This is a genomic window from Micromonospora sp. CCTCC AA 2012012 (assembly GCF_040499845.1).
Classification (GTDB): domain Bacteria; phylum Actinomycetota; class Actinomycetes; order Mycobacteriales; family Micromonosporaceae; genus Micromonospora; species Micromonospora mangrovi.
The window spans coordinates 3,623,057-3,648,841 of the sequence record NZ_CP159342.1; the positions used below are offsets into that span (position 1 = coordinate 3,623,057).

Sequence of the window (25,785 nt, forward strand, 5' to 3'; positions counted from 1 at the left end):
CCGGCGGTGAGCCGGGCCGTCGACGGTGAGGTGGCCTGATGCGGGCTCTGGTGCAGACCGTCAGCCGGGCCAGCGTGACGGTCGACGGTGAGGTGGTCGGTCAGATCACCGACGGCCTGCTGGTGCTGCTCGGGGTCACCCACGCCGACACGCCGCAGATCGCGGCGACGATGGCCCGCAAGATCCACGAGCTGCGGATCCTCGACGAGGAGCGGAGCGCCGCCGACGTCGGCGCGCCGATCCTGGTGGTCAGCCAGTTCACCCTCTACGGCGACGCCCGCAAGGGCCGCCGCCCGAGCTGGACCGCCGCCGCCCCCGCCGACCAGGCCGAACCCCTGGTCACCGCCGTGGTCGACGAACTGCGGGCCCGCGGCGCCAAGGTGGAGACCGGCCGCTTCCGCACCCACATGCTGGTGGAGAGCACCAACACCGGCCCCCGCACCCTCCTCCTCGACCTCTGACCCACCCCCGCTCCCCGCGTTGATCATGAAGTTTGCGTCACAGTCCGCGCCATCGCTGACGCGAACTTCATGATCAACCCGGCGGAGGGAGGGGGTCAGAAGAAGAGGCCGCGGTGGTGGAGGGACTGGCGGAGCCAGGCGTCGAGTTGGGCGGTCCAGTCGGTGCGGTCGGCGGTGGCGTGGTCCACCGTGAAGCGGCCGAAGGCGTCGCGGCCCTCGGTGAAGACGCCGCCGCGCTTGTCGATCTCCAGCACCACCTGCACCTGCTGCGGGTCGGTGACGAAGGTGACCTCCAGCTGGTTGATCGCGCGGGCGTACTGCGGCGCCGGGTGGAACTCGATCTCCTGGTAGAACGGCAGGTGCTGCCGTACGCCGTAGATGTGGCCCCGCTCCACGTCGGCCCGGGCGAACCGGAAGCCCAGCCGCAGCAACGCCTCCAGCAGCCGCTCCTGCGCCGGGAGCGGGTGCACCGCCACCGGGTCCAGGTCGCCGGAGTCCACCGCGCGGGCCACCTCCAGCTCGGTCCGCAGCCCCATCGTCATGCCGTGCAGGTGCTGGCCGTACAGGTCGGTCAGCGGCGTCTCCCACGGCACGTCGAAACGGAACGGGATGTCGTGCCGCTGCCCCGGCTCCAGCCGGAACGCGCCGGTCATCTGCCGCCGGCCGAACTCCTGGTTGGTGTCGTACTCCGAGTCGCCGCTCTCCACCTCGACCCGGGTGACCAGACCGAGCGCCACGTACGAGACGTCCACCGCGTGGTCACCGCCGGCCACCTGGATCCGGCCCTCCAGGTAGCCGCCGGGACGGCAGTTCGGGTTCGCCAGCACCGTCTCCACCGACGGACCGCCCACACCCATCGCCTGCATGAGCCGCTTGAAGACCACACGTCCTCCGATCACCTGTCCGGCCGGTCCCGGGTGGCCGGCCGCTGGCACGGTAACCGGGGCGGACAACCCGCACCAGGGTTTCCCCTGGGATTCGTGTCGGTTCCCCGATCGCCTCACTCCCGTTTCACGCCCCGACCGCCAAGCTGTTCCTCACCGGCACCACCGCGCCGGCACGCGGCACGGAACCCGGTACGCGGCACGAAGGACACGGGGAGAACAGAGATGGCCCTGCAGATGATCGAGCACGAGACCCGCCCGGCTGCCACCATCGACGCCGAGGCCGGCACCGACAACCTGGCCGACCTGGACGCCACCGACGAGCGCGGTGTCTCCACGGACCTGGTCCGGGCGTACCTGAACGGGATCGGTCGCACCAAGCTGCTCACCGCCGCCCAGGAGGTGGAGCTCAGCAAGCGGATCGAGGCCGGCCTCTTCGCCGAGGAGAAGCTCTCCACCTGCACCCCGGTCTCCGCCGAGCTACGCGCCGACCTGGCGTTGATCGTGGCCGAGGGCCGCGCCGCCAAGGACCACCTGCTGGAGGCGAACCTGCGGCTGGTGGTCAGCATCGCCAAGCGGTACACCGGTCGCGGGATGGCCTTCCTCGACCTGATCCAGGAGGGCAACCTCGGCCTGATCCGCGCCGTCGAGAAGTTCGACTACACCAAGGGCTACAAGTTCTCCACCTACGCCACCTGGTGGATCCGCCAGGCCATCACCCGCGCCATGGCCGACCAGGCCCGCACCATCCGCATCCCGGTGCACATGGTCGAGCAGGTCAACCGGATGGTCCGGGCCCGCCGTGAACTGTCGGTCACGCTGGGCCGGGAGCCCACCGTCGCCGAGGTCGCCAAGGCGCTGGACGTCCCCGAGTTCCAGGTGATCGAGCTGATCTCGTACGACCGCGAGCCGGTCAGCCTGGACCAGACCGTCGGCGAGGACGGCGAGAGCGCGCTCGGCGACTTCGTCGCCGCGGTGGACCCGTCGGCCACGCCGGACGAGACCGCCGCCGACGGTGAGCTGCGCAACGAGGTGCGGATCGTGCTGGCCACCCTCTCCCAGCGGGAGCAGGCGGTGATCCGGCTCCGGTTCGGGCTGGACGACGGCCGGCAGCGCACCCTGGACGAGGTGGGCCGCGAGTTCGGGCTGTCCCGGGAGCGGATCCGGCAGATCGAGAAGGTCACCCTGCTGAAGCTGCGCGCCCCGGAGCGGGCCCAGCGCCTGGAGGCGTACGCCTGCTGACCCGGCACGGTACGCGGAGGCCCCGGCGGTTCGCCGGGGCCTCCGCGCGTGCGGTCACAGCCGGCGGGGGCCGGTGTCGGGGCGGTCGGTGGCGACGCCGGTGTTGACGGTGGCGTGCAGCACCGAGATGCCGTCCGGGCGGGCCAGCACCGGGTTGAGGGTGAGCGAACGGACCCGGGGCTGCTCGTCGGCCAGCCGACCGACCCGCAGCAGCAGGTCGACCAGGGCGGCCCGGTCCACCGGCGCGGCACCCCGGTGGCCGTGCAGCAGCGGCGCGGCCCGCGGCTCGTCCACCAGCTCGGCGGCGTCCCGGTCGGTCAGCGGCACCGCCCGCCAGGCCCGGTCACCGAGCAGTTCGGTGGCGACCCCGCCGAGGCCGAAGCCGACCACCGGCCCGAACGCCGGATCCTCCACCAGCTCCACCACGCACGCCACCCCCGGCGCGACCATCGGCTGGACCAGCACGTCCGGGCCGAAGATCGGGGCCATCTCCGCGTACGCGCGGCGCAGCGCGACCGGGTCGGGCAGGTCGAGGCGGACCGCGCCGAGGTCGAGCCGGTGTCGCAGGCCGGGGGCGGCGGCCTTCACCGCGACCGGCCAGCCGAGCCGCCCGGCGGCCTCGACCGCCTCGTCGGCGGAGCGCGCCGGGGCCGACCCCACTACGTCGATCCCGTACGCGGCCAGCAGCGCCGCCGGATCGGCCGGCTCGGGGCGCAGGGCGGCCTGCCCGGCCGGCTGGTCGACCCGGTCCAGCTCGGGCAGCGCGCCGGGTGGACGGCGCAGCCAGTCCGCGTACCGGCTGACCCGGGCCAGGGCCCGGACGGCCTCCTCCACGCTCGGGTAGGCCGGCACCCCGGCGGGCAGCCGACCGGCGAGGAACGTCGCCACCACCGGCTTTCCCGCGGCGAGCGCGGCGGGCAGGGCGGCGGTGAAGTCGGCGTCCGGGTCGGCGAGCTGGCCGGGCAGCGGCGGGGCGAAGACCGCCACCACCGCGTCGACGCCCTCGTCGGCGACGGCCGCGGCCAGCGCGGCGGCGTACTCGGCGGCGCCGGCCAGCGGGCCGACGTCGTGCGGGTAGCCGTCGGCCACGGTGAGGCCCTGGGCCGCGCAGGCGGTGGCGGCCAGCCCGGCCAGCGCCGAGGAGTTGCCGACCACGGCGACCCGGCGGCCCGCCGGCAGCGGCTGATGGGCCAGCAGGACGCCGACGTCGAGCAGCTCGGAGACGGTGTCCACCCGGATCACCCCGGACTGGGCGAAGAGCGCGCTCACCGCCGCCGGGTCCAGGGCCGGCGCGTCGCCGACGCCCGGCGGGCGGGCCAGCGAGGCGAGCGCCACCACCGGCTTGCTCCGGCCGATCCGCCGGGCCAGCCGGGCGAACTTGCGCGGATTGCCGAAGGTCTCCAGATAGAGCGTGATGACGTCGGTGCCCGGGTCGTCCTGCCAATACTGCAGCAGGTCGTTGCCGGACACGTCGGCCCGGTTGCCGGCCGACACGAAGCTGGACAGGCCGAGCCCGCGCCGGGACGCCTCGGCCAGCAGCGCCACCCCGAACGCACCGGACTGGCTGAAGACGCCCACCCGCCCGGCGGCGGGCAGCACCGGGGCGAGGGTGGCGTTGAGGCGTACCTCGGGGTCGGTGTTGGCGATGCCGAGACAGTTCGGCCCGACCACCCGCATGCCGGCCAGGTGCGCGGCGCGGACCAGGGCGCGCTGGGCCGCCGCCCCCGCCGGGCCGGACTCGGCGAAACCCGCGGAGATGACCACCAGGCCGTGCGCGCCGGCCCGCGCCGCGTCGGCCACCACCTCGGTCACCGCCTCCGGGGCCACCGCGACGACCGCCAGGTCGATGTCGTGGCCGGCGTCGACCGCCGACGGGTACGCGGGCAGCCCGGCCACCGTCGACGCGGTCCGGTGCACGGGGACGACCACCCCGGTGAAGCCGCCGTCGCGCAGGTGCCCGAGCACCGCCGCGCCGACGCCCTGCCCGGTGGCGCTGGCCCCGTAGACGGCGATGCCCCGCGGGGCGAGCAGCCGGGCGATCGAGCGGGCCTCGGTGCGGTGCTCCCGGCCGCGCTGCACCTCCAGGGTCGCCTCGGTGGGGGCGATCGGGAAGCTCAGGTGCACCACGCCGTCGGCGTACTGGCGCTGGACCTGGTAGCCGAAGTCGGAGAAGACCCGCAGCATCGCCCCGTTGGCCGGGAGCACCTCGGCGACGAAGTGCACGATGCCGAACCGGCGGGCCGTGTCGGCCAGGTGCTCCAGCAGCACCGAGCCGATGCCCCGGCCCTGGAAGGCGTCCTCCACCACGAAGGCCACCTCGGCCTCCGGCGACTCGGGCCCCAGCCGCTCGTACCGGCCGACCGCGACGATCCGGTCGCCGGCCAGGATGACGAACGCCTCCCGGTCGCGGTGGTCGACGTTGACGAACCGTTGCAGGTCCCGCTCCGGGATGCGCGGGTACGGCGAGAAGTAGCGCAGGTAACGGGTGCGCTCCGAGAACCGCGAGTGCATCGCCACGATCGCCGCGGCGTCCTCGGCGCGGATCTGTCGCAGCTGGACGGTCGTACCGTCGCTGAGCAGCACGTCCACGGGTTGTTCGACAGTGGTCACCGCTCGGTCCTCCCCCACCGCCCGGTCAGTCCCGGGGGTCGTACGGGTCGAGCCCGAGCAGCGGGAAGACCGCCTTGCGGGTGGCGGCGACGGCACGGTCCACCGCGTTCGGCTCCCCGCTCGGCTGCCACGGCTCGTACGACGGGTCGACGTCGTCGGTCATCCGCAGCGGGATGTCCCGGCCCGGTCCCCGGGCGGCGGCCAGTTCCCGCCAGGCCGGCGGGGTCAGCGTGGCCGGGTCGATCGGCTCGCCGGTGGCCACCGCCAGCAGGTGGGTCCAGGCCCGGGGCACCACCTCGACCAGCGCGTACCCACCGCCGCCGGTGGCCACCCAGCGGCCGTCGCAGAGCTCGTCGGCGAGCGCCCGCAGGGCCAGGTAGGTGGCCCGCTGCCCGTCCACCGACAGGTGCAGGTCGGCCAGCGGGTCCTGCCGGTGGCCGTCCGCCCCGCACTGGGTGACCAGCAGCTGCGGCCGGAACGCGCGCAGCACCGACGGCACGATCGCGTGGAAGGCGCGCTGCCAACCGGCGTCGCCGACGCCCGGCGGCAGCGGCACGTTGACCGCGCTGCCCTGCGCGCCCGGGCCGCCGGTCTCGTCGGGGAACCCGGTGCCGGGGAAGAGCGCGAGCGGCGTCTCGTGCAGGCTGACCGTGAGCACCCGCGGGTCGTCCCAGAAGATCTGCTGCACGCCGTCGCCGTGGTGCACGTCCACGTCCACGTACGCGATCCGCTCCGCGCCGAGGTCGAGCAGGCGGGCGATGGCCACCGCCGGGTCGTTGTAGACGCAGAAACCCGAGGCCCGGGCGGGCATGGCGTGGTGCAGGCCACCGGCGACGTTGACCGCGCGACGGGCGTCGCCGCGCCACACCGCCTCGGCGGCGGCCACACTGGCCCCGGCGATCAGCGCGCTGGACTCGTGCATCCCCTCGAAGACCGGGTTGTCCGAGGTGCCCAGGCCGAAGCCGGCGAAGAGCGGGTCCCGCGGGGCGACCCGCACCGCGTCCAGGTAGCGGGGATCGTGCACCCGGGTCAGCAGCGCGTCGTCGGCCGGCTCCGGCCGGACCAGCCGGACACCGGGCCGGTCCAGCACACCGAGTTCGCGGGCGAGCGCGATGGTCAGCTCGACCCGGACCGGGTCGAGGGGATGGTCACCCATGTCGTAGGCGAGCAGGGCCTCGTCCCACACCACCACCGTGTCGTCGACCATGGGGCCATCGTCCCACGAGCGTGGGCGTGCGCCACCGCAGCCCAGGTCAGCTCCCCGGTGTGTCCCCGGTGGCCACGGGGCGGGTCGGGTCGGCCACCCAGTTGCTCCACGATCCGACGTAGAGGGCGGCGTCCGGCCGGCCGGCGAGGTGCAGCGCGAGGACGGCCTGCGCGGCGGTCACCCCGGAACCGCAGTACGCCCCGACCACCCCGGTCTCCGTGACGCCCGCCCCGGCGAACCGCTCGCGCAGCGCGTCGACGGGCGGGAAGCGGCCGTCGGTGACGTACTCCGGGGCGGGCAGGTTCACCGCGCCCGGCACGTGCCCGGCGACCGGGTCGATCGGTTCGGTCTCGCCCCGGTAGCGGGGCGCGGCCCGTACGTCGAGCAGCACACCGGAGTCGGCGGCGGCCAGTCGGGCGGCCGCACCGGCGTCGAGGACGGGCAGCGCGCCGGGCGCCACGGTGACGTCACCCGGCGCCGGGGCGGGATCGTCGGTGGTGACGGGGAGGCCGGCGGCGACCCAGGCCGGGAAGCCGCCGTGCAGCACCCGGACCGGCCGGTGTCCCGCCCAGCGCAGCGTCCACCAGGCGCGGGCGGCGGACATCCCGTCGCCGCCGTCGTACACGACGACGGGGTGACCGGCGCGGACCCCGGCGGCCCGCAGCGCCGCCTGGAGCGTGGCCGGGTCGGGCAGCGGATGCCGGCCGGCCGGGCCGGGCGGGCCACAGAGCGCGGTGTCCAGGTCGACGAAGACGGCACCCGGCAGGTGCCCGGCGCGGTGGTCGTCGCGGCCGGGCGGCCCGACCAGCCGCCACCGGACGTCGAGCAGGGTGGGCGCGTCGGGGCGGTCGAGCGCGGCGGCGAGCGCGTCGGGTTCGACCAGCAGCTCCTCGGTTCCGGACATGCGCTCCAGTCAACACCATTCGGGCAGCTACCTCGCGGTTCGGCAGCGGAGATCGTCGGAGCGCCGGGGTAGCATCGACCACCGGGAGGCCGCTGACGTGAAGCATGACCTGGTCGACACGACCGAGATGTACCTGCGCACCATCCTCGAACTGGAGGAGGAAGGGGTGCCGCCGCTGCGTGCGCGGATCGCCGAGCGGCTGCGCCAGAGCGGGCCCACCGTCAGCCAGACCGTCGCCCGGATGGAGCGGGACGGCCTGCTCACCGTGGAGGGTGACCGGCACCTGTCGCTCACCGCGGCGGGCCGCAGCAACGCCGTCGCCGTGATGCGCAAGCACCGCCTGGCCGAGCTGCTGCTGGTCAACGTGATCGGGATGCCCTACGAGGAGGCCCACGAGGAGGCCTGCCGCTGGGAGCACGTGATGAGCGACGCGGTCGAGAAGCGGGTCTACGACCTGCTCAACCGCCCGACCCGCTCGCCGTACGGGAACCCGATCCCCGGGCTGGAGGAGCTGGGCACCCCCGAGCCGGCGGCCGCCGACAGCATCGAGGGCGAGCGGAACCTCGCCTTCCCCGGGCTCTCCGGCCCGGTGGTGGTCCGGCGGATCTGCGAGAGCGTGCAGACCGACGCGGACGTGCTCCGGCAGCTGCACGCGGCGGGCGTCGACCCGGGCGCGACGGTGACGGTGGCGCAGGAGCGCGACGGCGTCTCCATCGACCGCTCCGGCGACCGGGTCCGGCTGCCCCGCGAGGTGGCCTCCCGGGTGTTCGTCGCGGCGGGCTGAGCGTCCGACCGGCCGGTCCGGTCAGAGCGCCCGGGTGTCGAGGGTCTTCGCCAGGGCGATCAGCTTGCTCGCCATCCTTTCGGCCTCCGCGCTGTCGGCGGTGCGCGGGCAGGTCCAGCGCAGGGTGGTGAGCCGCCCCTCGGTGGCCAGCCAGCCCACCTCGGCGGCCGGGCCGAGCTTGCCGGTCTTCGGCAGGGTGCGCCGGTAGGCCACCTGCCCCAGCCGGGTGACCTTCTTCGCCCCCCTGGGCAGCACGTCCAGGGTGAAGGTCGACTTGTCGATGGACGTGTCGGTGACCGTGAGGGTCAGCTCCGGCAGCAGGCTCCGCTCGCTGCGGACCACGCAGGTGTGGGTGTCGCCACTGTCGCTGGCCGCCGCCACGTCGAAGCGCCCCCCGGTCTGCTTCGCGATCACCGCGAAGTCGAGCAGCCGGCACGCCCCGCCGGAGGAGGCCGCCGCCGCTGCCTCCACCGTCAGCGGCTCCGCCGGGGGCACCGCGACCGGCGGGGTCCCGGAGGCGCAGCCGGTGGTCAGCAGTACGGCCGCCACGGCGAGCCAGCTCCGCCCGTGCACACTCACCTCCACCCCCCGGCCGGCGGTCACCGCCGGCTGTCCGTCGGACACCGTACGGGCTGCCCGGGTCGGACGGAAGCCCTCAATCGGTCACGTACGGACAGTGCCGGCAGCCTCGCCCACAGCAGGTGCCCCGCCGGGCCAGGAAACCGGCGCTGAGCACGAAGAGCCCGGTCGCCGGGTCGAGGTAGCCGGCCTCCCCGGCCGCGAGGGCGGCGGTGTGCGCGGCCAGGATCCGGGCCCGGTCCGGGTGCTCCGGCGACAGCCGGGACGGGTGCGGCTCGGTCAACGGCCGGTCCGCCAACGGTCGCCGCTCTTCTCCACTCACCCGGCGAGTCTAGGGAGTCGGCTCCCCGCTCAGCCGTGCCGGGCGAAGGCGTCGGGCACCGCCGCCCGGTCGGCGCCGGTGGCGAGCAGGAGGCGCAGCAGCAGCTTCGCCTTGTACGGGTCGAGCAGCCCGCCGTCGACCAGTCCCCGCCGGCGCAGGTCGGTCTCCGAGCCGATCGCCCCGTACGTGTGGCGCAGCACCGAGCCGGCCCCGGTCCGCGAGGTGAGCACCACGGGCATCCGTGCGGCGAGCGCACCGAGCGCCGGGGCGAGGTCCGGCGGCACGTGCCCGACGCCGAAGCCGGCCACCACCAGGCCGTCCCGCCCGTGGGCCACCGCCTCCACCAGCGTCACGTCGTCGTCGAGGGTGACCGTGTGCAGCGCGACCCGGGTGGCGGCGAGCCGGTCGGCGGCCACCGGTGGCAGCGGCTCGTGCCGGGGCGGTCGGGTCAGCAGTCGTACCTGCCCTTCGATGACGTGGCCGAGCGGGCCGGCGTTGGGTGAGGCGAAGGTGGCCGTACTCGTGCTGTGGGTCTTGCGGACGAAGCGCGCGGCGTGGATCTCGTCGTTGAACGCGACCAGGACGCCGAGGTCGCGGGCGGTCGGCGCGGCGGCGACCCGGACGGCGGCGAGCAGGTTCGCCGGGCCGTCCGGCCCGGCCAGGGTCGGGTTGCGCATCGCGCCGGTGAGGACCAGCGGCGCGGGGTGCGGCCAGACCAGGTCGGCCAGGTAGGCGGTCTCCTCCAGCGTGTCGGTGCCCTGGGTGACGACGACGCCGGTCGCCCCGTCGGCCACCGCCGCGCCCGCGGCCTCGACCAGGTCCAGCACCTGCTGGTACGTCAGCGCGGCGCTCGGCACCGCCGCCACGTCCCGTACGTCCAGCGGGATCTCGGCCAGGCCGGGCACGGCGGCGGCGAGGTCGGCACCGGTCAGCCGGGCCACCACGCCGGTCGACCCGGCACCGGCCATCGCGATGGTCCCGCCGAGGGTGAACAGGACGACGGTCATGCCCGGATCGCCAGCATGATCGACTGCGGGCCGCGGTCGTACCCCTCGGGCTCCCGGTCCAGCCGGGCGTGCATCGTGAACCCGGCCGCCGCGAGCTGGTCGGCGACCCGGTCGGCGTGCAGCCAGTGCACGTCGTACGAGACGGTGTGGCCGTACGCCTGGTCGAGCCGGTCCAGGCAGTCGCCGGCCTTGAACGCCAGCAGCAGCCGACCACCCGGTGCCAGGACCCGGTGGAACTCGGCGAGGACCCCGGGCAGCAGCGCGGGTGGAATGTGGATGATCGAGTACCAGGCGACCAGGCCGGCGAGGGCACCGGTCGACACCGGCAGGTCGGTCATCGACCCGACCGCGAGGGGCAGCTCCGGATGGTGCCGCCGGCCCACCTCGACCATCCCGGCCGACAGGTCGATCCCGGCGATGTCCAGCCCGAGGTCGCGCAGGTGGGTGGTGACCCGGCCGGTGCCGCAGCCCACCTCGACCACCCGCCCGGCCGCGCCGACCTGCTCGGCGAACGCCGCCAGCATCGCCCGGTCCAGCGTCCCCTCCAGCACACCCGGCAGCAGCCGCGCATAGTCCTCGGCAACGGTGTCGTACGCGTTCCGCGTCTCGGTCATCCACGCTGGTTCGGTCACGCCGACGAACCCTAGTCCAGCGCACCGCCACGGAGGGGGCACCGGCCGGCTCCTCAAGATCGTCTGCACTCCAGGGTGCCGACACGCCGACGGAATGTGTGCTGAGCGTCAGACGATCATGCGGCAGGGTCCCCCACGACCGGCCCGGGTCGCGTCAGGCGAACCAGTCGATCGCCTGCCCGTGCCCCCGGGTCCAGGCCAGCGGCGTCCCGTCCAGGGCGAGCACGTGGTGCGCCGCGTCGCTCGGCGGCTCCGGCAGCCCCTCGTACGGCAGCACCTCCGGGGACTCGCTCGCGATCCAGTGCCCCGGCAGTTCCCGGACCAGGTCGACGAACGCCACCCGCCGGGGTGCCGGCACCTGGTACAGCACCGAGGTGTGGAAGACCACCAGCGTCGCACCGGCCGGCGCCTCCGCGGCCAGCGCCGGCAGGTCGTCCACCAGGTCCCCGCGTACGAGCAGCGGCGGTTCCGCCGCGGCGATCGACGCCGCGGCCCGCAGCCGGGCCCGCCGGTGGGTGTGCTCCGGCCAGATGAGGGCGTCGAGCCAGGCCAGGTCCGCCGGGTCGGTCACGTCCAGCGGGTTCAGGTCCAGACCGGCCCGCCACACCACCTCCGGCCGCCCGGCCGGCAGGGCCAGGCCGCCGGCCGCGCACTCCAGGACCGGCTCGCCCGTACCCACCCGGTGGTCGCCGTAGCGGTAGGCGTACCGGTCGGGATAGAGACAGAGGCCCGCCGACGCGCCGACCTCCAGCAGGGCGAGCGGCTGCGGCAGCGCCGCCAGCACCGGCAGGAGTACGGCACACCGCCCGGCCTCGTTCGTCTGGGTCGCCCGGGCCCGCAGCCCCGCCTCGGTCGCCGGCCAGTTGGCCAGCACGAAGTCGTGGAAGGCCACCGGATCGTCGACCGGGCCGCCGAGCAGCCGTACCACGCCGAACAGCAGGTTGGGCTGCTGCTTGGCCGGGGGCACGGTGCTCAGCCGGGCGAGCACCGCGTCGTCGCCGGCGACCGCCAGCGCCAGGCGCTCGTACGTGGGTGACACGCCACGGGCCTCCCGGGCGGCGAACCGGGCGTACGTCTCGGCGATCGTCATCGCCCGAGCATCCCAGCCCGGCGCCGGTCCCGAGGCCCCTGAGGTGCCTCAAGATCGTCTGCTGCTCCGGGTTCCGACACGCCGTCCAGAAGTGCGCTCAGCGTCAGACGATCATGGGAGCACGCCGGGTGGGCCGGGAGACGCCGCGAGCGCGGCAAGGGAATCCCCTGCCGCGCTCGTGGAACGGTGCGTTACGTCAGCTGCAGCCGCTGGTGGAGCCGCAGCCCTCGCAGACGTAGCAGCTACCGGCCGGACGCATCTTCGTGCCGCAGGTGAAGCAGAGCGGCGCGTCGGCGGCCTTGCCGATCACGGCCTCCAGCAGCTCCGTGCTGGAACCCACCGCCGGCGCCGGCTTGACGGCGGCGACGTCCGCCAGCTCCTGCGCCGGTTGGGCGACCGGACCGGTCTTCGTCTCGGGCGCCTCGACCGGGGCGGAGGAGGCCATCGCGGTGAGGTCCGCACCGCTCGCCTCCGCCTCCGCCTCGGCCCGCAGCTGGGCGGCCCGCTCCTTGGCGGTGAAGATGCCCAGCTCCGCGCGGCGCTCGTACGGCAGGAAGTCCAGGGCCAGGCGACGGAAGATGTAGTCCATCACCGAGGCGGCCATCCGCACGTCCGGGTCGTCGGTCATACCGGCCGGCTCGAAGCGCATGTTGGTGAACTTGCTGACGTACGTCTCCAGCGGGACGCCGTACTGGAGACCGATGGAGATGGCCACCGAGAAGGCGTCCATCACGCCGGCCAGGGTCGAGCCCTGCTTCGACATCTTCAGGAAGACCTCGCCGAGGCCGTCGTCCGGGTAGGACGACGCGGTGAGGTAGCCCTCGGCACCGCCGACGGAGAAGGAGACCGTCTCCGAGGGGCGCTTCTTCGGCAGCCGCTTGCGCACCGGCCGGTACTCGACGACCTTCTCCACCACCGGCGCGGCCGGGGCGGCCTCGACCGCCGCCGGCTCGGTGGCCTTGTTGGACTTGGCGACCGAGAGCGGCTGGCCGACCTTGCAGTTGTCGCGGTAGATCGCCAACGCCTTGAGGCCGAGCTTCCAGCCCTCGAAGTAGATCTTCTCGACGTCCTCGACGGTGGCCGCCTCCGGCATGTTCACCGTCTTGGAGATGGCACCGGAGACGAACGGCTGGATCGCCGCCATCATCCGGACGTGCCCCATCGGGGCGATGGTCCGCTCACCCATGGCGCAGTCGAAGACCGGGTAGTGCTCCGGCTTGAGCCCGGGGGCGTCCACCACGTGGCCGTGGTCGGCGATGTGCTCGACGATCGCCTCGACCTGCTCCTCGGGGTAGCCGAGGCTGCGCAGGGCGCGCGGGACGGTCTGGTTGACGATCTGCATCGAGCCGCCGCCGACCAGCTTCTTGAACTTGACCAGCGCCAGGTCCGGCTCCACGCCGGTGGTGTCGCAGTCCATCATGAAGCCGATGGTGCCGGTCGGGGCGAGGACGCTGGCCTGGGAGTTGCGCCAGCCGAACTTGTCACCGGTCTTGTTGCCCAGCGTCCACTGCCTGGTGGCCTCCCGCTGGATGGCGGTGGCGACCGCGCCGGCCGGCTTGATGGCGTCGTTGGCGGCGGCGTGCTTGCGCATGACCCGCTTGTGCGGCTCGGCGTTGCGGGCGTAACCGTCGTACGGGCCGACGACGCCGGCCAGCTCGGCGGAGCGGCGGTAGGCCGTGCCGGTCATCAGCGAGGTGATCGCCGCGGCGACCGAGCGCCCCTGCTCCGAGTCGTACGGCAGGCCGGTGGCCATCAGCAGCGCGCCGAGGTTGGCGTACCCGATGCCGAGCTGCCGGTAGGCGCGGGTGGTCTCGCCGATCTTCTCGGTGGGGAAGTCGGCGAAGCAGATCGAGATGTCCATCGCGGTGATGACGAACTCGACGCTCTTGACGAACTTCTCCACCTCGAAGCTGCCGTCGGCCTTGAGGAACTTCATCAGGTTCAGCGAGGCGAGGTTGCACGAGGAGTTGTCCAGGTGCAGGTACTCCGAGCACGGGTTCGACGCGGTGATCCGCCCGGTCTCCGGGCAGGTGTGCCAGTCGTTGATGGTGTCGTCGTACTGCAGGCCGGGGTCCGCGCACTCCCAGGCGGCCTGGGAGATGGTGTGGAAGAGCTTCTTGGCGTCGATCGTCTCGATGGTCTGCCCGTCGAGCCGGCCGCGCAGGTCGAAGCCGCCGCCGTTCTCCACCGCGGTCATGAACTCGTCGGAGACGCGGACCGAGTTGTTGGCGTTCTGGTACTGCACGCTGACGATGTCGGCGCCGCCCAGGTCCATGTCGAAGCCGGCGTCCCGCAGCGCGCGGATCTTGTCCTCCTCGCGCGCCTTGGTCGCCACGAACTCCTCGATGTCCGGGTGGTCGACGTCGAGGATGACCATCTTGGCGGCGCGCCGGGTGGCGCCACCGGACTTGATGGTGCCGGCGGAGGCGTCCGCGCCGCGCATGAAGCTGACCGGGCCGGAGGCGGTGCCGCCGGAGGAGAGCAGCTCCTTGGAGGAACGGATGCGGGAGAGGTTGACCCCGGCGCCCGAGCCGCCCTGGAAGATCCGGCCCTCCTCCTTGTACCAGTCCAGGATGGAGTCCATCGAGTCGTCGACGCTGAGGATGAAGCAGGCGCTGACCTGCTGCGGCGACGGCGTACCGACGTTGAACCAGACCGGCGAGTTGAAGCTGAACACCTGGTGCAGCAGCATCCAGGTCAGCTCGTGGGCGAAGACCTCCGCGTCGGCGGCGGTGGCGAAGTAGCCGTACTCCTCACCGGCCTTGCGGTAGGTGCCGACCACCCGGTCGATGAGCTGCTTGAGCGACCACTCCCGCTGCTCGGTCCCCACCGCGCCCCGGAAGTACTTGGTGGTCACGATGTTGGCCGCGTTGACGCTCCAGGCCTCGGGGAACTCGACCCCGCGCTGCTCGAAGTTGATCGAGCCGTCCCGCCAGTTCGTCATGACGACGTCCCGGCGCTCCCAGGCGACCTCGTCGTAGGGGTGGACCCCCTCGGTGGTCCACACCCGGTCGATCTTGAGCCCCGCGTTCGCGCCGGCCCGGGTCCGCGACTTGCTTGCTGTCACGCCGTCCCCCGCCATCTCATCCGCCCCCTCGTCTGCGCGGTCACCCACCGCGCGTTCGTCACTGTCAGACATTCGAAAACTCAACTGGTACGGCCGTCGGCCTCGGCGGCCCCGACCCCGGCGCCCTCCCGGGCGCGTGCGGCGTCCCGCAGCGTCTCGATCTCGCGCTCGAAGTCGGCGAGCGAGTCGAAGGACCGGTAGACGCTGGCGAAGCGGAGGTAGGCCACCTCGTCCAGGTCCCGCAGCGGTCCCAGGATGGCGAGCCCGACCTCGTGGCTCGGGATCTCGGCGGCCCCCTTGGCCCGGACGGTCTCCTCGACCTTCTGCGCCAGCAGCGCGATCGAGTCGTCGTCGACCGGCCGGCCCTGGCACGCCTTGCGCACCCCGCCGATGATCTTCGTACGGCTGAACGGCTCGGTCACCCCGCTGCGCTTGACCACCGCGAGCACCGCCTCCTCGACGGTGGTGAACCGTTTGCCGCACTCCGGGCAGGAGCGCCGCCGCCGGATGAGCTGACCGTCGTCGGCCTCCCGCGAGTCGACGACCCGGGAGTCGGCGTGCCGGCAGTACGGACACCGCATCGCCCGACCTCCTTCTCATCGATTCGCGGGCGCACCGGCGCACTCCCGGGCACGCGTCAAGGCGACGACGCCACCGTTACGATGGCCGCCGCCGGGTTGACGGTACGGGAGTGCGGTCGGTAGTCGAACCCAACCTGTAGGCGACTTACGCCCGTGTGACTACTACATCTAGGGGTTGACCGTATGCCGTCACCCAAGCGAGGTCAAGTTGACCGGCGTGTCCGGCGCGTCGCCAGAATCACTTCCCCACGCCACCTCCCCGGGGCCCGCCGAAAGCCCCAACGGACGAGTGCGCCGGGAGTCACGGCGGGTCACCACTGGAACACCTGTTCGACTGCGACGTACCATTTATCAGAACAGGCGTTCGGAATACCAGGAATTCGGTCCGACACGCCGACAACAGGTCGTACAGATGTTTGAAAATGACCCATCCCACCTATACGGTCAACAACGACCGGACGGCGTGTCGCGCCGCACCGCTCAGCAGCAGCGCCAGCGCAGCACCCGTGTGCACCACGAGCCGCCGAGGCACCCAGCGCCGACCAGGGAGGGACGGACGTGACCGAGGACCGGGCCAGCCGGCCGAAGAACCCGCAGCCGATCGACGGAGCGGGTCCGCCGGCGACCCGCCGCCCCCGCGCCGCGCGCAGTCGGACGGGCCAGCCCGCCGTGCGCCCCGTCACCCCGGTGGTCAGCAGCTTCCCCGACCCGGCGACGGTCGACCTGACCGCCCGGCAGCGGCGGATCCTGGAGTTCATCCGCACCTGGGTCGAGCGGCACGGCTACCCGCCGAGCGTCCGGGAGATCGGCGAGGCCGTCGGCCTGGTCTCCCCGTCCAGCGTCGCCTACCAGCTCAAGGAGCTGGAGAAGAAGGGCTTCCTGCGGCGCGACCCCAACCGCCCCCGGGCGGTCGACGTGCGCGCCCCCAGCGACGTGGTCGACGACGAGCTGAGCCGCTCCCAGCGCCCCACCCCGGCGTACGTGCCGATGCTGGGCCGGATCGCCGCCGGTGGCCCGATCCTGGCCGAGCAGGCCGTCGAGGACGTCTTCCCGCTCCCCCGCGAGCTGGTGGGTGAGGGCGAGGTCTTCATGCTCCAGGTCAAGGGCGACTCGATGCTCGACGCGGCGATCTGCGACGGCGACTGGGTGGTGGTCCGGCAGCAGCCGAACGCCGAGGCCGGCGACATCGTCGCGGCGATGCTCGACGGCGAGGCGACCGTGAAGACCTACCGGCGGCGCGACGGGCACGTCTGGCTGATGCCGCAGAACCCGGCCTTCGACCCGATTCCCGGTGACGACGCCACCATCATGGGTCGCGTCGTGGCCGTGCTGCGCCGGATCTGACCTCGTCCCCGGGTGACCGCCGCGCGGTGGTCACCCGGGCACCCCGGTCAGTAGCGGTCGCCGCCCCGGTACTCGCGTCCACCGGGCACCTGCCCGTACTGGCCACGACCGTCCTCGTAGCCGTTGGCGCGGCCGCCACCCCGCGGGTCCTGGTGGCCCGAATCCCGGCGGGGCGGTTCCGCGCGCCCGCCGCCGTACACGCCACCGCCCTGCGGGGCACCGCCGTAGACGCCACCGCCCTGCGGCCGGCCGCCGCCACCCTGGGGACGCCCGCCACCGCCCGGAGGGCGTCCGCCGCCGCCGTAGACGCCGCCGCCCTGGGGGCGACCGGCGCCACCGCCGTACACGCCGCCGCCGGTGGCGGGACGGGCCGGCGCGCCGGCCCCCGGACCGGGGCCGTAGCCACCGGCGGGTCCGCCGCCGTACACGCCGGGCGGGGGATTCTCCGGACGACCGCCGCGGGGCGCGTCGAACCCGTCGTTCGGCGGGAAGACGTCGTCCCGGTCCGGGCCGTCGGTCGGCTCGGCGGCGACCGGCTTACGGCGGGCCCGGAGGATGCCGAAGATGCCGGCGCCGACCATCAGCGCGCCGATCACGCCGACGGCGGCGATCAGGTAGGTGATCTCGTCGAGGCTGAGCCCCTCCATCCAGGACTTCTGCGCCGACGGCTTGGCCGGCCCGCCACCCGCCGCGGCGGGGAGCGCCTCCACGCCCTTGGTGGACGGGGTGTAGCCGAGGATCTCGATCGGCTCGGAGTCGTCCATCTGCCCGCCGTCGGAGACGGTGACGAAGGACTTCCCGTCCGGGGTGTAGGAGATCGCCTCGCCGAACGGGTCGGCCAGCGGCGTGACCCGCGGCTTGCCCGTGGTCAGCGCGGCGACGATGTTTCCGCCGGTGACGTCGTACTCGAAGGCGTCGCCGTAGGTGCGCAGCACCACCTTGCTGCCGTCGGGCGAGCGGGTGGCACCGGTGACCAGGAGCTTGAGCGGGGCGCCCATCCGGATCTCGGTGCTGGTCTTCGGGACGGTCACCTCGCCGACCTTGCGCATCGGCACCGCCTCGGGGTCACCCGACGCCTTGAACGCGGCCGTCGGCGTGAAGATCTCCGACTTGCCGGAGAGCGACTTGGTGATGATCAGCGGCTTGCCGTCGTCGCCGACCACCAGCGCCTCGGCGTCGCGCGGCTGCTGGTCCGGGTACGACAACCGGTGCAGCACCGGCTGCTTGGACCCGTTCAGCGGCATCGTCCAGACGGCGACCCGGGTCCGGCGTTCCTTGTTGGTCACGTTGTCGCCGGTGTCGGCGATGAAGAGGGTCTTCTTGTCCGGCCCGAGCGCCAGGTCCTCCGTGTCGCGGGGCCCGGGGTCCGTGTAGCGGACCGGCTCGCGGGCGATCCGGCACTTGGTGTCCAGGAAGAAGACCCGCTTGCGGCTCTCCAGGTCGGTGCCGTCGTTGATCACCACGTAGCCCGTGGCGGTGGCGACCAGACCGGAGAGCTCACGCAGCCGCTCGTCCTCGACGGTGCACTTCTTCTTGCCGGCGACCGCCGCGGCCGCGTGGGCGGCCGGGGCGGTCGCGGCCAGGACGACTGCGGGCATCGCCACGGTCGCCCCCAACAGGCCGAGGGCAACCGTGACCGAGGAAACAGCGCGGCGCATGGGGCCAAGTGTCGCATGCCCGGTTACCCGGGCGGGTGACGCCGGACGGCTCAGCGGCCGGCGCCCACCCGCTCCTGGTCGACCAGTCGGTCACCGGCGCGGAACGGCGCCAGCTCGGCGGCGAGCGCCTCGCCCACCCGCACGTGCACCAGCGTCCCCTCCGGCAGGTGGGAGGTGCTCAACACCTCGCCCTGCCGGTGCAGCCGGGCGACCAGGTCACCCCGGTCGTACGGGAGCACCGCGCGGACCTCGACCGCCGGGCGGGGCAGCCGCTGCTCGATCGCCTCGCGCAGCCCGTCGATCCCGCGCCCGCTGTGCGCCGAGACGAAGACCGCCTCGGGCCAGAGCCGCTTGAGCCGCAGCAGCGTCTCCTCGTCGGCCGCGTCGGTCTTGTTGACCACCAGCAGCTCCGGCAGCCGGTCGGCGCCGACCTCGGCCAGCACCTCGTGCACCGCGCGGACCTGCTCCTCCGGGTCCGGGTGGGTGCCGTCGACGACGTGCACCACCAGGTCCGCCTCGGCGACCTCCTCCAGGGTCGAGCGGAACGCCTCGACGATCTGGTGCGGCAGGTGCCGGACGAAGCCGACGGTGTCGGAGAGCGTGTAGAGCCGACCGTCCGCGGTGGTGGCCTTGCGGGTGGTCGGGTCCAGGGTGGCGAAGAGGGCGTTCTCCACCAGCACACCCGCGCCGGTCAGCCGGTTGAGCAGGCTGGACTTGCCGGCGTTGGTGTAGCCGGCGATGGCCACCGCGGGGACGGCGTTGCGGGTACGGCGGGAGCGCTTGGTCTGGCGTACCGTCTTCATGCCCTTGATCTCGCGGCGCAGCCGCGCGATCCGGGTGCGGATCCGGCGCCGGTCGGTCTCCAGCTTGGTCTCACCGGGACCACGCAGGCCCACGCCGCCGCCGGCGCCGCCGCCGCGACCGGAACCACCGGTCTGCCGGGACAGCGTCTCACCCCAACCGCGCAGGCGCGGGAGCAGGTATTCGAGCTGGGCCAGCTCGACCTGCGCCTTACCTTCCTTGCTCTTGGCGTGCTGGGCGAAGATGTCGAGGATCAGGGCGGTCCGGTCGACCACCTTGACCTTGGTGCGCTGCTCCAGGTTGCGCAGCTGGGACGGCGAGAGCTCACCGTCGCAGATCACGGTGTCGGCACCGGTGGAGAGCACCATCGAGCCGAGGTCGTCGACCTTGCCGCGCCCGATGTAGGTGGCCGGGTCGGGGCGGTTGCGCCGCTGGATCAGCCCTTCGAGCACCTGCGAGCCGGCCGTCTCGGCCAGCGCCGCGAGCTCGGTGAGGGAGTTCTCCGCGTCGTCCTGGGTGCCTTCGGTCCAGACGCCCACCAGGACGACCCGCTCCAGCCGCAGCTGGCGGTATTCGACCTCGGTGATGTCGGTGAGTTCGGTCGAGAGGCCGGGGACCCGCCGCAACGCCTGCCGCTCCGACAGCTCGAACTCACCGGTGGTGGTGTCGAGCTCGTCGTCCTCGAAGGGAACGTAGGTCTCCTGGTCTCGCAAACTGAGTCTCCCTTGTCCGTTCTGTCCGTCGGCGAGAGGTTTCGCGTACGTGTTAAGCATCCTGACATGTGTCAACGCGGGACGCACCCGCTATATGCCCGTGACACACGACCCCAAAAGCGGGGGCGGATGCCGGGCGACCTCGGCAGGCGGGTAGAAATGCGGGGCGAGCCGCTCAGCGTCGACGGAGGTTTTCTCGTGGCCATCACCCGCCTGCCGAGTGCCGGGTTCTCGATCACGATCCGGATCGCGGTGACCGCGGACGCCTCCTCGATCGGCCGGCTCACCACCGCGGTCGGCGAGGCCGGCGCGATCGTCACCGCGCTGGACGTGGTCGACTCCGACCCGACCAGCGTCATCGTCGACCTCACCTGTGACACCGCCGACGCGAGCCACGCCGACCAGGTGGTCGAGACGCTGAGCGCGCTGGACGGGGTGGACGTCCGCAAGGTCTCCGACCGGACCTTCCTGCTGCACCTCGGTGGCAAGATCGAGGTCAACTCCAAGGTGGCGCTGCGCACCCGCGACGACCTCTCCCGGGCGTACACCCCCGGGGTGGCCCGGGTCTGCATGGCGATCGCCGAGAACCCGGCAGACGCCCGCCGCCTCACCATCAAGCGCAACACGGTCGCCGTGGTCAGCGACGGCTCGGCCGTGCTCGGCCTGGGCAACCTCGGGCCGGCCGCGTCGCTGCCGGTGATGGAGGGCAAGGCCGCGCTCTTCAAGCGCTTCGGCGGGGTGGACGCCTGGCCGGTGGTGCTGGACACCCAGGACACCGACGAGATCGTGCAGATCGTCAAGGCGATCGCGCCCGCGTACGGCGGGATCAACCTGGAGGACATCGCCGCGCCGCGCTGCTTCGAGATCGAGGCCCGGCTGCGCGAGGCGCTGGACATCCCGGTCTTCCACGACGACCAGCACGGCACCGCGATCTGTGTGCTGGCCGCGCTGACCAACGCGCTGCGCGTCGTGGGCAAGCAGCTCGCGGACGTCCGGGTGGTGGTCTCCGGGGCCGGCGCGGCCGGGACCGCGATCATCAAGCTGCTGCTGCGCCAGGGCGTGGGCGACATCATCGCGTACGACCGGCAGGGCGCCCTGCACCGCGGCCTGCCGGACCTCAACCCGGCCTGGCAGTGGCTGGCCGAGAACACCAACAAGGAGAGCTACTCCGGCGACCTGCCCGGCGCGGTACGCGGCGCGGACGTCTTCATCGGGGTCAGTGCGCCGAACCTGCTCACCGGCGACGACATCGCCACGATGGCCCGGGACGCGATCGTCTTCGCGCTGGCCAACCCCGACCCGGAGGTCGACCCGCGGGAGGCGCGCAAGCACGCCGCGGTGGTCGCCACCGGCCGCTCCGACCAGCCCAACCAGATCAACAACGTGCTCGCCTTCCCGGGCGTCTTCCGCGGCATGCTCGACGCGCACGCCGAGGAGTTCACCGAGGAGATGGCGATCGCGGCGGCCCGCGCCATCGCCGACGTGGTCGGCGAGGACAAGATCAACCCGACGGTGATCGTGCCCAGCGTCTTCGACTCCCGGGTGGCCCCCGCGGTCGCCGCCGCCGTCCGCGCCGCCGCCCAGAACCCGACGCTCACCGCACCCCCCGCCGCCGACCCCGGCCCCGCCGACCTCCCCGAGATCGCCGCCACCGCCAGCGCCACCCCCTGACCCGCACTGGGCGCTCCCACGGCCGGGTCGCGTTGATCATGAAGTTTGCGTCACCGATGAGCCGGTTCCTGACGCGAACCTCATGATCAACACTGCCGGCGGGCAGTGAAGTGGTTGGTGTGGGTGGTGATCAGGGTGGGGTGGGAGAGCGGGAGGTCGTGGCCGGCTTCCGGGACCAGCTCCACCTGGATGGCCGGGTTCTGGGCGGCCAGGTGGGCCGCGAGGGTGGGGGCGTCGTAGAGCTGGCTGCGTTCACCGAGCAGCACCAGCACCGGCACGTCGAGGCGGCGCACGTCGTCGTCGGTGACCGCCGGCGGCACCGGGTGCCGGCGACGGAAGCCGAAGCTGGCGCGGAGCAGTTCCATCAGGTCGTCGTCGCGCAGCGTGGCGTTGCGCAGCACCCGGGCAGCGAGGTGTCGTACCGGCGCCGGGGCGAGTCCGGCCAGGCCACTGAGCAGGACCCAGGCGAGGAACCGGCCGCCGACCCGGCCGAAGCCCGCCGGGTCCAGCAGGACCGTGCTGGCCACCCGGCCGGGAGCGTGCAGCGCGTACCGCAGGGCCACCCAGCCGCCGAAGGAGCAGCCGACGAGGTGGACCCGGTCGACGGCCAGACCGGCGAGGACCTCGTCGAGCCAGCGCGTCCAGTCCTCGGCACCGTCGAGCGGGCGGGACTGCACGGAACAGCCCGGTTCGCCCACCGGTTCGACGGCGATCACCGGCCGGTCCCGGCCGAGGCGGCGTAGGTGGGGATGCCAGCTCAGAGCGTTGCCACCGGCACCCGGCAGCAGCACGAACGGCAGATCGTCGCCCTCGCCCCACCGGTAGACGCGGGTGGTCCCGAAGCTGGTCGGCAGGTCGGCGGCGACCGCGTCGGCGGGCCAGCGGCGGTGCCGGACCCGCTCGTACGCGGCGAGAAAACGGGTGCGCGCACGGTCACTGGTGAACTGGCTGATCGCTTCGACTGTCACGATGACTCCGTCCGCCGTTTGATGATACGACCGTATCATCAAAATAGAAGGGGGTGCGGTGCCGAAACGCGTCGACCATGATCAGCGCCGCCGCCAGATCGGTGACGCCCTGCTGCGCATCGCCAGCAGCCGGGGACTGCAGTCGGCGAGCATGCGCGAGGTGGCAGCAGAGGCGGGCGTGTCCTTGCGGCTGGTGCAGTACTACTTCCACACCAAGGAGGAACTGCTGCTCGCCGCGCTCGGCTACCTCGGCGAACAACTGGCCGCCCGGGTCGAGGAGCGGATCCGCGCGCTCGGCCCGGTCACCCCGCGCAGCGTCGTCCACGGCACGCTCACCGCCGTCCTGCCCACGGACGACGAGAGCCGCCGCCTGACCCGCGCCTACACCGGCTACTACACCCTGGTCCTCAGCGAGCCCGACCTCGCCGACCGGCACGGCGCGACCTACCCCGACAAGATCGAACGACTGCTCGGTGGGCAGCTGCGGCAGGCACAGGAGAACGGCGAGGTCGACCCGGGACTGGACCCGGAACTCATCGCGGCCGGGCTGCTGGCGCTCACCAACGGGCTCGGCTCCAGCGTGCTCGGCGGGCAGCGCGACGGTCAGGCAGCCCTCGAGATCCTGACCTACCACCTCGACCGGGTGTTCACGCCTCCGCGGCGGGCAGGGTGAGGCGGCCGGTGGCGACCAGGACGGCCGGGCCGGAGAGCCAGCAGGAGTCCTCGGTGACGGTCACCGTGAGCCGGCCACCGGGCACGTCCACCGCGACCGTGCCGGTCTGCACGCCGGTGTCGCGCAGGGCCACGGCCGCCACCGCGCAGGCACCGGTGCCGCAGGAGAGGGTCTCCGCCGAGCCTCGCTCGTAGACCCGCATCAGGACGTGGGAGTCGGTGCCGTCCACGGGCGCACCGGGCGCGGTGAACTCGACGTTCACACCGGTCGGGAAGACCCCGGCGTCGAAGTCCGGCGCCCTGGTCAGGTCCAGGCCGGCCAGGTCGAGCCCGGCCGGCAGCGCGCAGACCAGGTGCGGGTTGCCGACGTCCACCGCCGCGCCGGGGAGGGTCAGGTGACCCAGGGTTGCGGTCGACGCGGCGTACACCCGGGGGCGGCGCATCTCGACGGCGACGGCGTCGCCCTCGACCCGGGCCCGGACCAGGCCGGCGCGGGTGGCCACCGGCAGCGCCGCGCCGGACGGCGTGGCCAGCCCGGTCTCCAGCAGGTAGCGGACGAAGACCCGGGCCCCGTTGCCGCACATCTCGGCGAACGAGCCGTCGGAGTTCCAGTAGTCCATGAACCACTCGGCGTCGCCGGCCAGGGCGGCGCCCTCGGGGTGCTTCGCGGCCCGGACGACGCGCAGCACGCCGTCCCCGCCGATCCCGCGCCGTCGGTCGCAGATCGCCGCGAGCAGCCCGGGGGTGAGGTCGAGCGCCCCGTCCGGGTCGGGCAGGATCACGAAGTCGTTGCCGGTGCCGTGGCCCTTGGTGAACTCCACGCCCCCATCATTCCCGATGGTCGGCGACGACCCGCAGCGCAGTCTCGACGAAGGCCGGCGAGGCCGAGTCCAGCCAGTGGATTCGGGGATCCCGACGGAACCAGGAGCGCTGCCGCCGGACGAAGCGCCGGGTCGCCCGGACCGTCTCGTCGTGCGCCTGCGTCTCCGACATCTCCCCGGCGAGGAAGCGCAGCACCTGCTGGTAGCCGAGCGCCCGGCTCGCGGTGCGCCCCGCCGGCAGGCCCTGCTCGACCAGGGCGCGGGTCTCCGCCACCAGGCCGTCCGCCCACATCCGGTCCACCCGCAGCGCGATCCGCTCGTCCAGCAGCGCGGTGTCCAGGTCGACACCCACCTGCACCGACGGGTAGTACGGCGTCGGCTCCGGCAGGGACGCGGTGAACGGCGCCCCGGTCAGCTCGATCACCTCCAGCGCGCGGACGATCCGCCGGCCGTTGCCGGGCAGGATGCCGGCCGCCGCCGTCGGGTCCGCCTCGGCCAGCCGGGCGTACAGCGGGGCGGGACCGACGGCCGCCAGCTCCGTCTCCAGCCGCTCGCGGACCGCCGGGTCGGTGCCGGGGAAGTCGAACTGCTCCAGCACCGCCCGCACGTACAGCCCCGAGCCGCCGACCAGCAGCGGCGTCCGCCCCCGGGCCAGGATGTCGTCCACCGCCGCCCGGGCCAGCTTCTGGTATTCCGCGACGCTGGCCGGCTCGGTCACCGGCCAGATGTCCAGCAGGTGGTGCGGCACGCCCTCCCGCTCGGCCGGGGTCAGCTTCGCGGTGCCGATGTCCATGCCCCGGTAGAGCTGCATCGAGTCGGCGTTGACCACCTCACCGTCCAGGGCGTGCGCCAGGGCGATGCTCAGCGCCGACTTGCCGGCGGCGGTCGGCCCGACCACCGCGATCACCGTCATGCCCGCACCCACTTCGCCACGAAGTAGGCAACGCCGTAGGGGGCCGAGAAGTGGCTCAGCTCGCCGCGCCAGTCGCCGCCCGCCGCGCGGACCGCGCCCGCCAGCACCTGCCAGGCCGCCCGCCCGGCGACCCTCAGCTGCCCCGACAGCACCGGGTCCAGGCCGAGCAGGGCGTCGGCGTCCGCGTCGGCCAGCGCCCGGGCCACCCCCTCGTCGTACGCCTCGGCGCGCGGGTCGTCGTAGCCGGGCGACTTCGGCCCCCGGCAGGCCGACCCGTCCCCCATCACCAGCAGCGCCCACGGTTGCGGCGCGGAGCCGGAGCTCAGCCGGGCCCCCTCGGCGGCGCACTCCCCGGTCGGGGCGTCCGCCGCCACGCCGGCCATCCGCCACGTCGTCGGACGGTCGGGGGGAGTCCGACGCAGCAGCCAGGCACCCACGAGCAGGCTCAGCGGCAGGGCGTCGCCGCCAGCGCGGTCCCCCGGCGGTCGGTCCGCGCCGAGGCCCGGGTGCCCACCGTCGGTGTCCCCGTCCGGAGACCCGCCCAGCTCGACCTCCAGCGGCAGGCCCCAGGGCGTGAAGCTGCCCCGGAACGGGTGGGACGGTTCGGCGGTACGGTCGCCGGCACCCACCACGACGACGGTGCGCGCGCCCGAGGCGTACAGGCCGGCGACGGCGGCGTCCGCGGCGGCGCGGAGGTCGTCCAGCTCGGGCGCGGCGGCACCGGCCAGCTCGGGCACGATCAGGGGCGGGTGGGGGCAGACGGCGGCGGCGACCAGAGGCACCCGCTCACCGTATCCGTATTCCCCGGTGCGTCCCCGCGCCGATCCGGTCATCCAGGGCCTAGGACACCGTAT

General features: G+C 73.5%; 23 protein-coding genes. 6 read left to right on the top strand and 17 right to left on the bottom strand.

Annotated elements, in window-relative coordinates:
- The first annotated feature begins 38 nt into the window (after positions 1-38).
- Complete coding sequence (dtd, locus tag ABUL08_RS15775; RefSeq protein WP_350930673.1) at positions 39-461, top strand: D-aminoacyl-tRNA deacylase; 423 nt, start codon at positions 39-41, stop codon at positions 459-461.
- Positions 462-556: 95 nt separating this feature from the next.
- Here dtd and ABUL08_RS15780 read toward each other — a convergent pair whose 3' ends face one another.
- Positions 557-1,345 (bottom strand): sporulation protein, encoded by a 789-nt coding sequence (locus ABUL08_RS15780; protein ID WP_350938648.1) that lies wholly within the window; start codon positions 1,343-1,345, stop codon positions 557-559.
- Positions 1,346-1,570: 225 nt separating this feature from the next.
- On the opposite strand from ABUL08_RS15780, the gene sigB reads away from it, so the two are divergent.
- Positions 1,571-2,587, top strand: a complete 1,017-nt coding sequence (gene sigB / locus ABUL08_RS15785) for an RNA polymerase sigma factor SigB (protein WP_377521743.1) — start codon at positions 1,571-1,573, stop codon at positions 2,585-2,587.
- Positions 2,588-2,641: 54 nt separating this feature from the next.
- On the opposite strand, the gene ABUL08_RS15790 is transcribed toward sigB, so the two are convergent.
- From ABUL08_RS15790 to ABUL08_RS15800, 3 genes are read right to left on the bottom strand one after another with little or no spacing between them, the layout of a single operon-like run.
- Positions 2,642-5,197, bottom strand: a complete 2,556-nt coding sequence (locus ABUL08_RS15790) for a bifunctional acetate--CoA ligase family protein/GNAT family N-acetyltransferase (RefSeq protein ID WP_350930675.1) — start codon at positions 5,195-5,197, stop codon at positions 2,642-2,644.
- Between the two features lie 25 nt (positions 5,198-5,222).
- The gene (locus ABUL08_RS15795; RefSeq protein WP_350930676.1) at positions 5,223-6,404 is read right to left on the bottom strand and encodes an acetoin utilization protein AcuC; all 1,182 of its coding nucleotides are present in this window, start codon (positions 6,402-6,404) and stop codon (positions 5,223-5,225) included.
- A gap of 46 nt (positions 6,405-6,450) precedes the next feature.
- A complete protein-coding gene (locus tag ABUL08_RS15800; protein WP_350930677.1) occupies positions 6,451-7,308 on the bottom strand; it encodes a sulfurtransferase in 858 nt (285 codons plus the stop codon).
- Between the two features lie 97 nt (positions 7,309-7,405).
- On the opposite strand from ABUL08_RS15800, the gene ABUL08_RS15805 reads away from it, so the two are divergent.
- Positions 7,406-8,092 carry a metal-dependent transcriptional regulator gene (locus ABUL08_RS15805; RefSeq protein ID WP_350930678.1) on the top strand — a complete coding sequence of 229 codons (687 nt, stop codon included), beginning with the start codon at positions 7,406-7,408 and terminating at the stop codon, positions 8,090-8,092.
- A gap of 21 nt (positions 8,093-8,113) precedes the next feature.
- Here ABUL08_RS15805 and ABUL08_RS15810 read toward each other — a convergent pair whose 3' ends face one another.
- The 7 genes from ABUL08_RS15810 to nrdR all read right to left on the bottom strand — a co-directional run bounded on the left by ABUL08_RS15810 (position 8,114) and on the right by nrdR (position 15,370).
- Entirely contained in the window at positions 8,114-8,716 is a 603-nt protein-coding gene (locus ABUL08_RS15810; RefSeq protein ID WP_350930679.1) for a hypothetical protein, read from the bottom strand.
- Between the two features lie 31 nt (positions 8,717-8,747).
- Entirely contained in the window at positions 8,748-8,993 is a 246-nt protein-coding gene (locus ABUL08_RS15815) for a DUF5522 domain-containing protein (RefSeq protein ID WP_350930680.1), read from the bottom strand.
- Between the two features lie 29 nt (positions 8,994-9,022).
- The gene (locus tag ABUL08_RS15820) at positions 9,023-10,000 is read right to left on the bottom strand and encodes an asparaginase (RefSeq protein ID WP_350930681.1); all 978 of its coding nucleotides are present in this window, start codon (positions 9,998-10,000) and stop codon (positions 9,023-9,025) included.
- Positions 9,997-10,632: a class I SAM-dependent DNA methyltransferase gene (locus tag ABUL08_RS15825; RefSeq protein WP_350930682.1), complete on the bottom strand. Its 636-nt coding sequence runs from the start codon at positions 10,630-10,632 to the stop codon at positions 9,997-9,999. Before ABUL08_RS15825 ends, ABUL08_RS15820 begins: the two co-directional genes overlap by 4 nt.
- 154 nt (positions 10,633-10,786) lie before the next feature.
- On the bottom strand, positions 10,787-11,722 hold the full coding sequence (locus ABUL08_RS15830; protein WP_350930683.1) for a DUF2332 domain-containing protein: 936 nt from the start codon (positions 11,720-11,722) through the stop codon (positions 10,787-10,789).
- Positions 11,723-11,918: 196 nt separating this feature from the next.
- Positions 11,919-14,804 (bottom strand): vitamin B12-dependent ribonucleotide reductase, encoded by a 2,886-nt coding sequence (locus ABUL08_RS15835; protein WP_350938651.1) that lies wholly within the window; start codon positions 14,802-14,804, stop codon positions 11,919-11,921.
- A gap of 65 nt (positions 14,805-14,869) precedes the next feature.
- A complete protein-coding gene (gene nrdR, locus ABUL08_RS15840; RefSeq protein ID WP_350930684.1) occupies positions 14,870-15,370 on the bottom strand; it encodes a transcriptional regulator NrdR in 501 nt (166 codons plus the stop codon).
- 558 nt (positions 15,371-15,928) lie between these two features.
- Here nrdR and lexA point away from each other — a divergent pair.
- The gene (lexA, locus tag ABUL08_RS15845; protein WP_350930685.1) at positions 15,929-16,714 is read left to right on the top strand and encodes a transcriptional repressor LexA; all 786 of its coding nucleotides are present in this window, start codon (positions 15,929-15,931) and stop codon (positions 16,712-16,714) included.
- Positions 16,715-16,761: 47 nt separating this feature from the next.
- On the opposite strand, the gene ABUL08_RS15850 is transcribed toward lexA, so the two are convergent.
- Both ABUL08_RS15850 and hflX read right to left on the bottom strand, forming a co-directional pair.
- A complete protein-coding gene (locus ABUL08_RS15850; protein WP_350930686.1) occupies positions 16,762-18,372 on the bottom strand; it encodes a hypothetical protein in 1,611 nt (536 codons plus the stop codon).
- Between the two features lie 50 nt (positions 18,373-18,422).
- Entirely contained in the window at positions 18,423-19,886 is a 1,464-nt protein-coding gene (hflX, locus tag ABUL08_RS15855) for a GTPase HflX (RefSeq protein ID WP_350930687.1), read from the bottom strand.
- A 159-nt stretch (positions 19,887-20,045) separates the two neighbouring features.
- On the opposite strand from hflX, the gene ABUL08_RS15860 reads away from it, so the two are divergent.
- Entirely contained in the window at positions 20,046-21,557 is a 1,512-nt protein-coding gene (locus ABUL08_RS15860; protein WP_377521745.1) for an NAD-dependent malic enzyme, read from the top strand.
- Positions 21,558-21,643: 86 nt separating this feature from the next.
- On the opposite strand, the gene ABUL08_RS15865 is transcribed toward ABUL08_RS15860, so the two are convergent.
- Entirely contained in the window at positions 21,644-22,525 is an 882-nt protein-coding gene (locus ABUL08_RS15865) for an alpha/beta fold hydrolase (RefSeq protein WP_350930689.1), read from the bottom strand.
- A 58-nt stretch (positions 22,526-22,583) separates the two neighbouring features.
- Here ABUL08_RS15865 and ABUL08_RS15870 point away from each other — a divergent pair, with 58 nt between their 5' ends.
- On the top strand, positions 22,584-23,198 hold the full coding sequence (locus ABUL08_RS15870; RefSeq protein ID WP_350930690.1) for a TetR/AcrR family transcriptional regulator: 615 nt from the start codon (positions 22,584-22,586) through the stop codon (positions 23,196-23,198).
- Here ABUL08_RS15870 and dapF read toward each other — a convergent pair.
- From dapF to ABUL08_RS15885, 3 genes are read right to left on the bottom strand one after another with little or no spacing between them, the layout of a single operon-like run.
- A complete protein-coding gene (dapF, locus tag ABUL08_RS15875; RefSeq protein ID WP_350930691.1) occupies positions 23,173-24,018 on the bottom strand; it encodes a diaminopimelate epimerase in 846 nt (281 codons plus the stop codon). The genes ABUL08_RS15870 and dapF overlap by 26 nt on opposite strands.
- 7 nt (positions 24,019-24,025) lie before the next feature.
- Positions 24,026-24,931 carry a tRNA (adenosine(37)-N6)-dimethylallyltransferase MiaA gene (gene miaA, locus ABUL08_RS15880; RefSeq protein WP_350930692.1) on the bottom strand — a complete coding sequence of 302 codons (906 nt, stop codon included), beginning with the start codon at positions 24,929-24,931 and terminating at the stop codon, positions 24,026-24,028.
- Positions 24,928-25,764 (bottom strand): class III extradiol ring-cleavage dioxygenase family protein, encoded by an 837-nt coding sequence (locus ABUL08_RS15885; RefSeq protein WP_350930693.1) that lies wholly within the window; start codon positions 25,762-25,764, stop codon positions 24,928-24,930. Before ABUL08_RS15885 ends, miaA begins: the two co-directional genes overlap by 4 nt.
- Between the last annotated feature and the right edge of the window lie 21 nt (positions 25,765-25,785).

Excerpts from the sequence above, each read along its gene's own strand:
- dtd (WP_350930673.1), top strand. The coding sequence starts at position 39 with ATGCGGGCTCTGGTGCAGACCGTCAGCCGGGCCAGCGTGACGGTCGAC.
- sigB (WP_377521743.1), top strand. The coding sequence starts at position 1,571 with ATGGCCCTGCAGATGATCGAGCACGAGACCCGCCCGGCTGCCACCATC.
- ABUL08_RS15795 (WP_350930676.1), bottom strand. The coding sequence starts at position 6,404 with ATGGTCGACGACACGGTGGTGGTGTGGGACGAGGCCCTGCTCGCCTAC.
- ABUL08_RS15800 (WP_350930677.1), bottom strand. The coding sequence starts at position 7,308 with ATGTCCGGAACCGAGGAGCTGCTGGTCGAACCCGACGCGCTCGCCGCC.
- ABUL08_RS15820 (WP_350930681.1), bottom strand. The coding sequence starts at position 10,000 with ATGACCGTCGTCCTGTTCACCCTCGGCGGGACCATCGCGATGGCCGGT.
- ABUL08_RS15830 (WP_350930683.1), bottom strand. The coding sequence starts at position 11,722 with ATGACGATCGCCGAGACGTACGCCCGGTTCGCCGCCCGGGAGGCCCGT.
- ABUL08_RS15835 (WP_350938651.1), bottom strand. The coding sequence starts at position 14,804 with ATGGCGGGGGACGGCGTGACAGCAAGCAAGTCGCGGACCCGGGCCGGC.
- nrdR (WP_350930684.1), bottom strand. The coding sequence starts at position 15,370 with ATGCGGTGTCCGTACTGCCGGCACGCCGACTCCCGGGTCGTCGACTCG.
- ABUL08_RS15850 (WP_350930686.1), bottom strand. The coding sequence starts at position 18,372 with ATGCGCCGCGCTGTTTCCTCGGTCACGGTTGCCCTCGGCCTGTTGGGG.
- ABUL08_RS15860 (WP_377521745.1), top strand. The coding sequence starts at position 20,046 with ATGCGGGGCGAGCCGCTCAGCGTCGACGGAGGTTTTCTCGTGGCCATC.
- miaA (WP_350930692.1), bottom strand. The coding sequence starts at position 24,931 with ATGACGGTGATCGCGGTGGTCGGGCCGACCGCCGCCGGCAAGTCGGCG.
- ABUL08_RS15885 (WP_350930693.1), bottom strand. The coding sequence starts at position 25,764 with ATGACCGGATCGGCGCGGGGACGCACCGGGGAATACGGATACGGTGAG.